11 protein-coding genes are annotated in these 12,847 nt (G+C 39.5%); 2 read left to right on the top strand and 9 right to left on the bottom strand.

Translation table 11 applies throughout. The annotated features are described in order from the left end of the window. Positions 1-79 precede the first annotated feature (79 nt). Together BV455_RS17195 and BV455_RS17190 are read left to right on the top strand one after the other, a co-directional pair. Positions 80-967, top strand: coding sequence for a carbohydrate ABC transporter permease (locus BV455_RS17195; protein WP_017437782.1), 888 nt, complete (start codon positions 80-82; stop codon positions 965-967). A gap of 21 nt (positions 968-988) precedes the next feature. After that, positions 989-1,843: a carbohydrate ABC transporter permease gene (locus tag BV455_RS17190; RefSeq protein ID WP_017437781.1), complete on the top strand. Its 855-nt coding sequence runs from the start codon at positions 989-991 to the stop codon at positions 1,841-1,843. 509 nt (positions 1,844-2,352) lie between these two features. Here the strand turns inward: BV455_RS17190 and BV455_RS17185 are convergent. The 9 genes from BV455_RS17185 to BV455_RS17150 all read right to left on the bottom strand — a co-directional run bounded on the left by BV455_RS17185 (position 2,353) and on the right by BV455_RS17150 (position 12,805). After that, a complete protein-coding gene (locus BV455_RS17185; RefSeq protein WP_017437779.1) occupies positions 2,353-2,850 on the bottom strand; it encodes a L,D-transpeptidase family protein in 498 nt (165 codons plus the stop codon). 756 nt (positions 2,851-3,606) lie between these two features. Beyond that, positions 3,607-4,377 (bottom strand): polysaccharide deacetylase family protein, encoded by a 771-nt coding sequence (locus tag BV455_RS17180; RefSeq protein ID WP_218688067.1) that lies wholly within the window; start codon positions 4,375-4,377, stop codon positions 3,607-3,609. Positions 4,378-4,416: 39 nt separating this feature from the next. Continuing rightward, positions 4,417-4,692, bottom strand: a complete 276-nt coding sequence (locus tag BV455_RS17175) for an HAD family hydrolase (RefSeq protein ID WP_218687456.1) — start codon at positions 4,690-4,692, stop codon at positions 4,417-4,419. A gap of 403 nt (positions 4,693-5,095) precedes the next feature. Then, positions 5,096-5,842, bottom strand: a complete 747-nt coding sequence (locus tag BV455_RS20500) for a glycosyltransferase family protein (RefSeq protein ID WP_245005295.1) — start codon at positions 5,840-5,842, stop codon at positions 5,096-5,098. After that, complete coding sequence (locus BV455_RS20495; protein ID WP_245005294.1) at positions 5,814-6,305, bottom strand: ArnT family glycosyltransferase; 492 nt, start codon at positions 6,303-6,305, stop codon at positions 5,814-5,816. Before BV455_RS20495 ends, BV455_RS20500 begins: the two co-directional genes overlap by 29 nt. A gap of 894 nt (positions 6,306-7,199) precedes the next feature. After that, positions 7,200-8,534 carry a dihydrolipoamide acetyltransferase family protein gene (locus tag BV455_RS17165; RefSeq protein ID WP_218687455.1) on the bottom strand — a complete coding sequence of 445 codons (1,335 nt, stop codon included), beginning with the start codon at positions 8,532-8,534 and terminating at the stop codon, positions 7,200-7,202. 27 nt (positions 8,535-8,561) lie between these two features. Then, positions 8,562-9,581, bottom strand: coding sequence for an alpha-ketoacid dehydrogenase subunit beta (locus BV455_RS17160; protein WP_061578787.1), 1,020 nt, complete (start codon positions 9,579-9,581; stop codon positions 8,562-8,564). A 26-nt stretch (positions 9,582-9,607) separates the two neighbouring features. Continuing rightward, complete coding sequence (locus BV455_RS17155; RefSeq protein ID WP_033314134.1) at positions 9,608-10,615, bottom strand: thiamine pyrophosphate-dependent dehydrogenase E1 component subunit alpha; 1,008 nt, start codon at positions 10,613-10,615, stop codon at positions 9,608-9,610. 261 nt (positions 10,616-10,876) lie between these two features. Further along, entirely contained in the window at positions 10,877-12,805 is a 1,929-nt protein-coding gene (locus tag BV455_RS17150) for a sigma-54-dependent Fis family transcriptional regulator (protein ID WP_190977395.1), read from the bottom strand. Positions 12,806-12,847 lie beyond the last annotated feature (42 nt).

The following is a 12,847-nucleotide window of genomic DNA, read 5'->3' as shown; positions in this document are numbered from 1 at the left end:
TAGTATTATAGTTAACTAGCAGGGATTCCTATTCCTGCTAGTTAACTCATTACTTTGGGCATAACGGAGGAAGGGACCCGTGAAAAGTTTCACTAATAATAAAACACCGTATTTCTTCATTGCACCAGCTGTCATTTTGTTGACGCTATTTTCCATACTGCCAATCTTTATTGCACTCATCATCAGTTTCACCGATATTGATTTGGCGGGATTAGCCGATTGGTCGACGATCAACTTTGTGGGTTTACAAAACTATAAAGATATCTTTAGTGATCCTGTTTTTATAAAATCCATCTATAACACGCTTTTTTATGTTGTTTTTGGGGTTCCATTTGTCATTGTTTGTTCTTTAGGTATTGCCCTTCTCATTAACTTTGGGAAATCGCCCATCTTTAAAGTATTCCGCGTCATATTTTACATGCCTTCCATTACTAATGTTGTAGCGATCGCCGTGGTGTGGAGTTATTTGTATAACCCTCAATTTGGACTGTTTAACTACCTATTAAAACTGCTTCATTTGCCAGCTGTTCCATGGCTGCAAGACCCGACGATGGCGAAAATTTCTTTAATTATATTGGCATTATGGCGAGCCATTGGCGTCAACATGATTATCTTTCTAGCTGCTCTACAAGGAATTCCGAGAGAGTATTATGAAGCGGCACAACTTGATGGAGCTAATGGATGGAAACAGTTAACAAAAATAACCATTCCGTTACTGCGATATGCCATTTTCTTCGTTTCCATTACCACCATGATTGGTTGGCTTCAATTCTTCGAAGAACCGTTTATTATGACAAAAGGCGGGCCGCTTGATAGCACCACTTCTGTAGCATTATTTATTTATCAAAACGGCTTTGAACTCAGTAAATTCGGCTATGCCGCAGCTGGTTCATTTATCTTGTTTATTGCCATTATTCTTGTGACGATCATTCAATTCAAACTGCAAAACAAAGAAGTGAATTATTGAGGGAGAAATTGAGGTGAAACCATGACATCGAAGACATTAAAAAATCAATCCGCATATCCAAAAAGAGAGCGATATCAACAATGGGCTGCCGGCATTGTATTGACGGTAGCTGGTTTACTAATTTCTATTCCGTTTATTTGGATGATTTTATCCGCCTTTAAAACAGAAAGTGAAGTCATGCAAATCCCTCCTACTCTTTGGCCCAACCAATTTACATTAGAAAATTTCGTTCATTTATTTGAAGATATGAATTTTGCATTATACCTAAAAAACACGATTATTATTGTTCTCTGCTCCTTCATCGGCTTGTTTTTAAACGCGATGGCAGGCTATGGATTTGCAAAGTTTCAATTTAAAGGAAAGGAAAAGTTGTTTTATCTAGTATTAGCGACCATGATGATTCCCGGACAAGTGACAATGATTCCCGTGTATTTAATTTTGAACGAAATGCACTTAACAAATACCATGGTAGGGATTGTTTTGCCTGGCCTGGTTGGGGCGTTCAGCATCTTTTTGTTCCGGCAGTTCATGTCAACAATTCCAGATGAATTACTGGAAGCAGCCCGGTTAGATGGAGCAAGTGAATTCCGGGTTTTCATGCAGATTGTTTTGCCGATTTGCAAACCGATTCTTGCCGTGCAAGGGATCTTAACATTTATCGCGGGATGGAACAGCTTCCTTTGGCCATTAATTATCGCAAATGACGAGAATCTTTACACATTATCAGTTGCGCTAGCCTTATTGAAAGGGCAATATGGCGGCAACTTTGCTTTACAAATGGCTGGGTCGGCTTTTATGGTTGTTCCGATTATCGTTATTTTCATGTTCTTCCAAAAATATATTATTGAAAGCTATACAATTTCCGGTATGAAATGAACACATCAGCAATTTCCCTCATCCAGTTATAAAAATAACTATTTCCTTTTCGCGATGATATAGTATTATGTCAAAAAAATAGAGATTTTTCTACCGCGCTTTGCTTGCCTGCCTTGTAAGAGAATGAAGGTGTTGACACTTTCATTCTCTTACAAGGAAGTCAATGGCTAGTATATCTTTTCATACATCATTGATTACTTCAGTTTTTGGCGAAGATGCTCATAGCTTTGCGTTCTCCTTCCCTAAGCCACGAATTCATTTTTTCGCTTCTCGTAACGCTTGATCCTCTTGGGTCTACGGGTTCCATTTCCGGCAAAACTGTTACAATTCCGGTCGTATTTGCAATGGATACATACAAATTTGTGTGTTGTAAATTTCCAACAAATAAAGAAAGGGCCTGCCCCGCTCTCACCATATATAGTTCCAAAAGTTGTACGATATATTGTGGAGAGGAAACATCCCCTGTTTTTATAACCATTAAAAATATTGGTTTGCAACATCTCTTGATGTTATGGCCGGATGAAAACTTCTGTTCCGTTTGGCACCATCGAGGCTAATTCCAGTACGTCTTTGTTGTACATTCGGATGCATCCTTTTGATACATATTTTCCAATGGAAGATGGATTATTGGTGCCGTGAATGCCATAATGGATCTTCGATAAACTTAGCCACATAGCGCCAAACGGCCCGCCGGGATTCGGTTGGCGATTGACAATGATAAAGTCGCCAACAGGTGTTGCCGTCACGATTTTTCCAACACCAATCGGATACGTATGAACGATGTTTCCCTTCTTTTTTAATGTTAACTGCCGGCGGCTGACAGAAATATGGATGGTATATGGAATTGAGCCTTTTGCAGGAAGATGAGGAATAATAATCGCCTGACCGGGAACGAGACGAGAAAATATGGTTAAATGATTGGCTTTTAACAAAGCTTGCACGGAGGTGCGATAATCCATCGCAATAGAAAAGATGGTTTCTCCTTGTTTTACAATATGTTGATACATAGAGTGGGAGGCCCCTCCTCTTTCCGGCTTTTGGAAGCATGAGCGGTGGTTTAGTAAAGAGTATGATATCATAAAACAAAAAATTCCCTGTATAAACCAAAACCAGCATTATTGATGAGCCCATCATTTTGTTGTTTTCATTCGTTATACAATCCTCTCGACTTCTGCTTGCTTCGGCAAATCTTTTACATAAGGAAAAACGCGAATGCCATATTTTGCTTCCAACATTTCTTTTAATTGGTGTAACTTTTTTCACTTGAGGCAACAACCACTATATCATCGCAGCCGCCTTTGGCAAATCGTTCCGCAATGCATTGTCCATTCTTCCCGATGCCCCTGTAATAAGTGCTGCTTCTTTTTTATTCCCATTCCTCTTATGTCTATCGGTTTAAATATTTAAGAATCATCTTTAGCATTCGCTAAAGGCATTCATTTTTGACTTTTTAAAACTGATGTCATGGTAGATACCTACGTAAGCTGAACAGTTGCCAAAAAAACACCTGCCCTCTCCCGAGAGAACCATTCGGCAATACTCGGGTGTTGGCAGGCATTTCATCATTTATTCCACATTATTTAAAGGTGAAAATTTCTTGCCGCCCACACCAAAGAAACTTCTGTATTGGAAAAGGTTTTCTTCTTCGATTTCGTGTGGTAAGAAAACCCCATCGAATGGTTCCGATGGGGCATCTAACTGGTAACAGCTTCACTTTCACTCAAATATTTTTTCAGCTCTCTATACACAGGCAATGATTTCATTCATCCTGGCATCCATTCGAGATATCTATAGTTTGGATGCATTTTTATCAATTCGGATATAGTGACAAATTTGTATCCTCTTTTTTTTAGTTCAGGTAAAATTTGCTTAAGCGCTTCGATCGTTTGGCGACGATCCCCGCCGTAATCGTGAAATAAGACAATATCTCCGTTTCGAGCATTAGACAAAACCTTTTTTACAATTTTACTGACGCCCGGCTGCTTCCAATCATAGGTATCTTGATGCCATGACCACATTACAACGGTATAGCCTTCTTGGTTGGCGACATTAATGATGGTTTCATTATAATACCCTCCTGGCGGGCGAAAAAATTTCGGAGAAAATCCAGTCAACTCAACAATAAGTTGTTTTGTTTTTCTTAATTCTTGTCTAATTTCTTCTTCGGTAAGCCCTCTGAAATTGGCGTGATTGTATGTATGATTTGCTAATTCATGGCCCTCCAAAATTTGACGTTTTACTAAATCTGGGTGATCTTTTACACGGGAACCAACTACAAAAAAAGTTGCCTTGGCTTGGTATTGTTTTAAAATATCTAGAATTTGTGGAGTATATGTTGCACTTGGTCCATCATCAAAGGTCAGTGCAATAACTTTCTCTTTGGTTCGCACTTCCCAGATTGCTCTTCCTTGTTCTTCAAAATAACTTCGTCCTTTATGATTGTTCGCTGTTATAGGTATTTTCCAAATAAATGACAGAACAAGAGAACAACCTATGATCAAGATTAACCATTTGAACAACTTTTTATTTCTCATCAAACATCAAACACTTTCTGTATGAATTCTTGCATCTTTTCATGAAAAACCTTTACAGTGAGACTGAATTTCGTCTAAATCCGCTATGAATTGCTCTATTTCTTCCTGCGACAATTTCACGGGCATTTGATCGTAAAGAATGAGGATTTGTCCTTCCTTCTCATTTTGATGATTTTTCAGATAGTCTGACAGATGCTGCAGCTGATATGGCTGGAGCACGGATTCAACGAAAAACTGTTTGAGCTTTTGAATGGTGAAAACGTTCATTTCCTTGTCATATTCACCAGAAATAATGCGCCCTTCGATCCATGGCATGCTTTCTTTATCCTCCTGTTTTTGTTTGCAATTAGTATTTCCCGAAAATCAATTTTTTATCGGAAATCATGTCTAAATGACACCTTATGGCAGTTGAAGCTTTGTGCTTTCGATGTACTGTAACGCTTTCCATTTAATTTTGTAACGTCTCTGCTAATGAATTTTTCATGGCGAACGAAAAAAAGCTGTCCTTTTAACAGGACAGCTTAGTCTAAGATACTTCTCCATATTTATTTTAACTTGAGGGCCATTAAACTACATGACCTTTTATTTTGCGAATGTGTTGGTCCTTTATATTATTAAGAGACGCCTTTGTTAAAGCTTCATCACCGTCTATTGTGATTCGGACAGGATCCAAAATCCTGTTCAATTAACATTTTGACCTATCCAGCAATTCCATCATTCATATCTTCTTTTTACAAAGGATATAACCCCAAGAATTAGACGCCATAACACTTAAATGATAGGACGTTAAAAGCTGTTTATTAAACCATCTTTTCTTGACTAAAAGCAAGGCTCTGTCATTTTTTAAAAAAGCATGAAGGCCTCCGCTTCGCACTTTAAAATCGTTCACTAACTCTGCCGTTAAAACCGCACTTTGAGCCCATACCGCCTTATGTCCCGGTGAATGGTACATAAATAAGCTATATCCCCTTACTCCATCGAGTGCTTGCGTTTTTTGAATCAAACTCAATTGAAAATTAGGAATTGGGTTGTTTAAATACGTTTGAATTTGAGATTCATAAGAATAAGATACATAAAGGATAGCGGATAAGAGTAAGATTCTTATGATTAATTTTCCATTTGTCAAAATTTTACTTGCCAGAACTCCTATAACGATGGATAGCGGAGGATAGATAGGAAAAATATACCATATTACTTTCGTTTTAGCAAAAGTAAACATCATAAAAGGAATGATCACCCATAAAAAGATGCCTATTATATAAGACTGATGTTCAGATTTGAACATATCAAAAGAAACATTTTTATAAAAGTTATAGAATAAGATCATTCCCAATAAGATAGCGAGCCACAAAAAGTAAAAACGGCATAATATGATAGCATAGTAAGACTCATCTCCAACGTGACCCTCTATAGGAACGGTCGATCTAAGCAGTAAGTCATACGTTAAAAAATGTAAAGCCGTCATATTGATATCTCACGACCGCCCAAATAAGAATGGGTACAATCATGCACAAACATAAAGTAATCCATTTTTTATAAGATAATCTTTTATATTTTCCTGTAACGATGAGATACAATCCCATAATAATAGCTATATTACCCGCATGCCAACTTTTTGTTAAAAAGGCGAAAGAAAATGCAAGTCCCGAAACATATAACCATTTATCGTTTTTCACAGAAAGCAATAGAGACAGAATGGCCGCTGTAAATAAAAAAACAAAAAGCGAATCGGCATCACCTGTTCTTGCACAGTGGTTGATTATGAATTGAATGCTTGTCGACAATGTTAACATCGATAATAGGGAAGCCAAATTTCCGAAATTCTTTTTCACAAAAATAGCCACTATAATAATCGTTAACATTGCACAGATGCCTGAGATTAATCTTAGTCCTAATGCATTGAATCCCGCAATTTTATAACCAGCCATGATCGCCTAATAACTAAGCGGAGGTTTTAAATTCCAATAATCCGTCTTATATCTATATGTATTGACAATAAAATTCCTCTGTCTTAACATCTCATAAGCATTGACCCCGTGTCTCGCCTCATCCCAACTATAAATTGGAAATTTACCCAAATGATAAAAAATATTATAGAAAGCAACAGATAGCAAAATAAGCGCCAGAAAAAAGTAAATAAAGTTCAATTTACGATATGACCAGTACATAAGCTGACTCTGACTCCTTATTGTTATTACATCTATTTGCTATTTTTTAACTTATTCATTATTTGGTCGTAAGCTTCACATATTTCATCCGAGAGTTTGAGCCCAGCCTTTCTGGTGCAACTCTCGAATCATAAAAAACTCCCCTATCTTCAGCATCGTTTTTCCACTCCATCTAAGATGTTGTTTTGAAACGATTATCTGCTATTTTTGGGGAATTTTAAACTGCTGTTATTGGAGATTTTATCGAATCTTACGTTCTTTTGGTGAAAAGTCAAGGTAATTGAGAATGAGAAGCTTAAAAATTCTAATCTCCCCGTCCCTTTGCACCGCTTAAGCACTTAGATTATTACATACGAAACTGAAATGATTATACATGCAAAACCAAGGATGATACAAATAAAAATGCACTAATTGATATATTTTTATTGTACATTTTATGATAATTGTTGCAAAATAATGAAAAGAAGCCATCTTTGGGAGAACGGTGCCAGGCACCGTTCAGAAAGTGAAAGTGAGATTAGTTCAAAAATGAGGAAGCTGTTTTGGTTCTTCAAATAGATGAAAAGCAAAAAAGGACCCTGAGGAATTTCCCAGGGTCCCTGTTTGCTTGTATTCGCCTACGACAAAAGAAAATCATCCTGTTTGACGAGATTTTTATATTACAAATAACAAATCCGGTTCGCTTAAATATTTTTTCAGTTCATTTAAAGCTTTTTGCGCTAAAACGCCATCGATTAACCGATGGTCATAGCTGAGTGATAAAGCCATCATCGAAGCGATTTCAATCGAATCATTGACCACAATAGGTTTCTTCTCAATTCTGCCGATTCCTAAAATACATGACTCTGGATGATGGATAATCGGCGTAAACCAGGAACCATTCGCTGATCCGATGTTCGATATCGTACACGTGGATCCTGTCATTTCATCCGCTTTAATGGAACCATCTCTTGCTTTTGTTGAAAGTTCCTGGATCTCTTTGGCGATTTGAAATAACGACTTTTGATCTGCGTGTTGAATCACCGGAACGACAAGGCCGCGGTTGGTGTCGGCGGCAAAGCCGATATGATATTCATCTTTTAAGATAATTTCTTCTCGTTCATCGTCCAATGAAGCATTTAACATCGGGTATTTTTTCAATACAGCTGTTAATGCTTTGACTACATAAGCTAAATAGGTGAGTTTAATTCCCTCTTCATCCGCAAATGGTTTTACTCTTTGGCGATGGGACACAAGATTTGTTACATTGGCCTCATCAAAATGAGTCACATGCGGGATCACCAATTTTGAATGAACCATGGCGTTTGCAATCGCTTTTCGAATGCCAGTAAGCGGGATTCTTCGTTGACTTTGCGTGATAGTCTCTTTTTTCGTTGGTTCCTTGCTGGCTGCCGCTTCTTTCTCTGCTTCTGTTTGTTCTGATTTTCGTTTGGCAATGACAGCCTCAACATCGCTTTTTAGTATTCTTCCGTTCGGCCCGGTTGGTGTCACCTCATCAAGGTTCACATTGTGTTCTCGTGCGAATTTGCGCACGGATGGTGCTGCTTTGACAAACCGGTTTGACTGTTTTTCGTTTTCGCCTTGTTTTGCCGCGTTTCGGACGTCTTCTTCCGTCACTTTGCCGTTAGGTCCAGTCGGAGTGACAAGGTGCCAATCGACCCCGAGTTCTTTGGCTAATCTTTTTACACGCGGAGTAGCTTTTCTCTCCACCGGAACCTCTTGTGCCACTTTTGGTTGTTCCTCTGTGGAAGATGCTGTTTCAATGATGGCCAATACATCTCCAACCGCGGCAGTTTCACCTCTTTTTTTTCGGATTTCTTTTACAACGCCGGAATCTGGAGCCTCAATTTCCGAAACAGCTTTTTCTGTTTGAACTTCAACGAGCGTATCGTTTTTTTCTACGGAATCACCTTCTGAAACGTGCCAGAAGGTGATCAAGCTTTCATCATGAGCATCGGATAGTCGAGGCAATTTTACTTCTATTAACATGGTTACCTCCTGTATTGGAAATCGATTTTATTCATTTACTAGTTTCATTGCTTCGTGAAAAATTTTGTCTGCATTTGGCAAGACAAATTGTTCAAGCGGACGGCTGTATGGAATTGGCACATCCGGAACAGCTAATCTTCTGACCGGCGCATCTAAATCATACAAACCTTCTTCAGCGGCGATTGCGGCGATTTCCGCCGTCATTCCGTATGATAAGTAATCTTCATCGACAACAAGCAAACGATGCGTCTTTTTAATCGACTGAAGGATCGTTTCGCGGTCTAACGGAACGAGTGAACGCAAATCGATGACTTCCGCTTGAATTCCATGTTGTTCCAGTTTTTTCGCAGCTTCTAAAGCATGATGGGTCGTCATTTGGATGCCCACAATCGTAATGTCTGTCCCTTCTCTTACCACTTTTGCCTTGCCGATTGGCACAGTGTACGCTTCTTCCGGAACATGTCCGACGGATGCGTCCAATTGATCCATCCATCCTAATCCTTGCAATGTTTTGTGATACATAAAGACGACTGGATTATCATCCCGGATGGCGGAAATCATCATTCCTTTCAAATCATACGGAGTGGATGGCGCCACCACTTTCATTCCCGGCAGGTGGGCAAAAGTGGCATATAATGTTTGGGAATGCTGGGCAGCATCGCTGTATCCTCCGCCAACGGCGGTCATTAACACGATCGGCAGCTTAACCCGGCCCCCTGACATATACGGAATTTTTGCCATATGGTTATAAATTTGGTCCATACAGACGCCGAAGAAATCGACGAACATTAATTCGACAATCGGACGCATTCCTTCTGCAGCCGCTCCAATCGCAGCGCCAATAAAAGCCGTTTCAGAAATCGGTGTATCGATCACCCGTTCAGGACCGAACTGTTGAAATAATCCTTCGGTTGCTCCGAAAATCCCTCCGTATACACCGACATCCTCCCCCATGACAAATACGTTTGGATCTCTTTCCATTTCTAATCTAATCGCTTCTGCAATCGCTTTATTTCCCGTCAATAAGCGTTGCTTTGTTTTTTGCATTTTTACGACCCCTTTCCATATAGTGATTAGACAAAAAGATCCTTTAAAGCATCTTCAGGTTCAGGATAATCGCTTTCGCGCGCGAACTGATAAGCGGCTTCGACTTCTTGCTTTGCCTTATTTTCCAGTTCGATTAACTGTTGTTCTTCTATTCCGTATTCTTGGATTAAGATTTGGCGCATACGAACAATCGGGTCTTTTTCTCTTAGTAAAGTAACTTCGTTTTTATCTCTGTAAACTTCTGGATCTCCTTGGAAATGCCCTAAATAACGGTAAGTTTCGATTTCAATAATCGATGGCCCCTCTCCCTTTCTCGCTCGTTCCACTGCTTCTTTTGAAACGTGGTACATTTCGATCGGATCATTATCTTTCACATAATATCCTTTCATTCCATAAGCAACAGCTCTTATATCATTGGATGGGACGGATGTGGATGCGGACTTAGGGACAGAAATTCCGTATTGATTGTTTTCAATCACGACAATAAGCGGCAAGTTCCACAGTGCTGCCATATTTAAAGATTCATGGAAAGCTCCTTGGTTGGCCGCTCCTTCCCCAATAAAAGCAACCGCTACCCAATCCGTCCCTTTTTTCTTCGCTGCAAGCGCCGCCCCAAGTGCATGTGGAATGCCCGCTCCGACAATTCCTCCGCAGGAAAATTTGACATCTGGATCAAATAAGTGCATATGCCCGCCTTTGCCTTTTCCGAGTCCAGTCACTTTCCCAAAGATTTCGGCGGTCATTCTATTTAAATCTACTCCTTTTGCAATCGCGTGATGGTGCGGACGGTGCGGGGACGTTACCGTATCTTCTTTCTTTAGATGAACACATATACCGACAGCGGCCGGTTCTTGCCCCGTCGCCAAATGCATTTCACCCGGTACAGGCCCTGCACCGATGTTAAAGACAGGGTTTTTTCCCTCGGCGTAAGCTTCTGCCATTTTGTCCTCGTAATAACGAATTTTGTACATTGTTTCGTACATCCAAGTAAGATGATCCAAAGAAATCGTCGCCAACTTGCTCTCCTCCTTCATTGAAAATAAAACGTTTTCATCTCTATTAATACGCAAAAAACGTGCCAACACAGACGAATGAGGGGAAGGAAGCTATTGAATATGAAATTGATCGATTTGCCACAAATAGTTTCATCGTTCTATCAAAAAATCTAGAAATTTTTTACGAGATAATAGATTCAATTAATATTCTTTCAGTAAAAAGAAACAAAGTGTCCCATTTTGGAACACTTTGTTGCCACATATTGATACAATTTGATACAAAATGAAACAATAATTTTGTTAATAAGCAATGTTAAATTTTTTCATTTGTCGATAAAAAGTGCTTCTGGAAATTCCCAAATGTTTGGCTGCTTTCGTGATATTCCCATTACATAAACGTAACGCCTGGATAATAGACTGTTTTTTGATCTCATCTCTATGTACCAACATCTCCTCCTTTTTTTGCCCTGGAAACATTTGAAACACTTCTTCCGGTAAATCTTTTGCAGACAAAATTGGTTTTGTATTCCGATTTAACGTTCTTTCTAGTATGTTTTGCAATTCCCGAATATTCCCTGGCCAGTCGTACTGAATGAGAGCTTCTAAAAAGTCTTGTCGGATTTCTGGAAACGGTTTGTTTAATTTTTTGCAAAGCCTACCGATAAAGTGACGGACAAGAAGCGGTATATCCTCTTTTCTTTCCCGCAAAGGAGGCAGTGTAATCGGCATGACATTGAGACGAAAGAACAGATCTTCCCTGAAGCTTCCCTTTTGAACTTCCTCACGGAGATTTTTGTTCGTAGCTGCAATAATCCGGACATCCACCGGTATCACTTTATGGCCGCCGATCCGCATTACTTCTTTTTCCTGAATGACCCGTAAAAGAAGGACCTGCATTTCCAAAGACATTTCACCAATTTCATCTAAAAAGAGAGTGCCGCCGTCAGCAAGTTCGAATTTTCCTGCACTTCCTCCTTTTTTGGCTCCAGTAAAAGCACCCTCCACATAGCCAAACAGCTCGCTGCCAAGAAGATCGCGAGGGATTCCGCCGCAATTGATGGCAATAAACGGTTTGTTTTTTCTCTTGCTTGCATTATGGATTGCTTGTGCAAGCATTTCTTTTCCCGTCCCGCTTTCCCCTAATATTAAAACGTTTGAATCGGTCTCTGCGGCAAGTTTGGCTTCATTCAGTTTTTGAATGAAATGAGGATGCTGCCCGATAATATCATCAAACGTTATTTTTGCCTGGTTTCCGGATAAGTGATTGACAAATTGGCGCACTTTTTGGATTTCTTTCACCATGATCATCGAACCAATCCAATGTTTGTCTTTATAGATGGGGATTTTATCGACCATTACATGATGGGTATTTCTTGATGGCTTCACCTTTAAATGGAGTTCTTGGTTTTGCAGATAGACAGGCTTATTGGAGACAATGGATTTATTTATAAAAATTTCGTTGATCTTTTTCCCTTCTAGGTGCGACTGATCAAGACAAAGGAGCTTCTTCAGCTGATCGTTGGCCTTTATAATTTTTCCTTCCGTATCAATAATTAGGATGCTTTCTTTCATATTATTGGTTGTCGCTTCCAGAAACCTTTGCATCATGATATTTTTTTCCGTATTTTCATTTAATTTTAATTGATACTCAATAGCTTTGACCGCTGAAACCACCATCCCTAATGTGTGGGGATGCACCTTTTCATATGGGCCGGAGACATTTAATACTCCGATAATGTTGCCTTTTGAATCATGAATCGGAGCCGCGGAACAAGTCCATGATTGGCATATTTGCGAATAATGTTCCTCCGCAAATATCTGGACAGGTTGATCAATAACAATGGATGTTCCAATCGCATTGGTACCCATGGTTTGTTCGCTCCAATCCGCCCCCTCGACAAAACCAATTTGAACAGCCATTTTTAGAGTATCCGGATCGCCAATTGATTTTAATAGCTGACCTTTTTCATTGCAAAGGATGACTAAAAATCCGGACCCCTTTACGATGGAATAGAGCCCTTCCATTAATGGCATGGACCAATCAATAAGGTTTTTGTACCGTTCCGTTTCAATTTTTTTTATTTGGCCATATGGCTGAAAAGGGTCTACCTTCCATTTTTTTGATCGAATCCATGAGTCTTTGACAATGGAAGAAAGCTTTTCATCTAGTTCATCTTCAAAAATAAAGCGCTTCCACATTTCTTTGACAGCCTCCCGCCGACTGTTCATGTCGACACACCTCCGCAACATATGAACAGTTTGGTGGCTCCT

It is taken from the genome of Parageobacillus caldoxylosilyticus, from assembly GCF_019272935.1.
Taxonomy (GTDB): Bacteria; Bacillota; Bacilli; order Bacillales; family Anoxybacillaceae; genus Saccharococcus; species Saccharococcus caldoxylosilyticus.
Note: the sequence above shows the minus strand (reverse complement) of the source record. Positions and strands in the feature narration are given on the sequence as shown.

What these genes read in the sequence shown, in the direction of transcription:
- BV455_RS17190 (WP_017437781.1), top strand. Translation starts at nt 989, where the DNA reads ATGACATCGAAGACATTAAAAAATCAATCCGCATATCCAAAAAGAGAG.
- BV455_RS17185 (WP_017437779.1), bottom strand. Translation starts at nt 2,850, where the DNA reads ATGTATCAACATATTGTAAAACAAGGAGAAACCATCTTTTCTATTGCG.
- BV455_RS17180 (WP_218688067.1), bottom strand. Translation starts at nt 4,377, where the DNA reads ATGAGAAATAAAAAGTTGTTCAAATGGTTAATCTTGATCATAGGTTGT.
- BV455_RS17175 (WP_218687456.1), bottom strand. Translation starts at nt 4,692, where the DNA reads ATGCCATGGATCGAAGGGCGCATTATTTCTGGTGAATATGACAAGGAA.
- BV455_RS20500 (WP_245005295.1), bottom strand. Translation starts at nt 5,842, where the DNA reads ATGACGGCTTTACATTTTTTAACGTATGACTTACTGCTTAGATCGACC.
- BV455_RS20495 (WP_245005294.1), bottom strand. Translation starts at nt 6,305, where the DNA reads ATGGCTGGTTATAAAATTGCGGGATTCAATGCATTAGGACTAAGATTA.
- BV455_RS17165 (WP_218687455.1), bottom strand. Translation starts at nt 8,534, where the DNA reads ATGTTAATAGAAGTAAAATTGCCTCGACTATCCGATGCTCATGATGAA.
- BV455_RS17160 (WP_061578787.1), bottom strand. Translation starts at nt 9,581, where the DNA reads ATGCAAAAAACAAAGCAACGCTTATTGACGGGAAATAAAGCGATTGCA.
- BV455_RS17155 (WP_033314134.1), bottom strand. Translation starts at nt 10,615, where the DNA reads ATGAAGGAGGAGAGCAAGTTGGCGACGATTTCTTTGGATCATCTTACT.
- BV455_RS17150 (WP_190977395.1), bottom strand. Translation starts at nt 12,805, where the DNA reads ATGAACAGTCGGCGGGAGGCTGTCAAAGAAATGTGGAAGCGCTTTATT.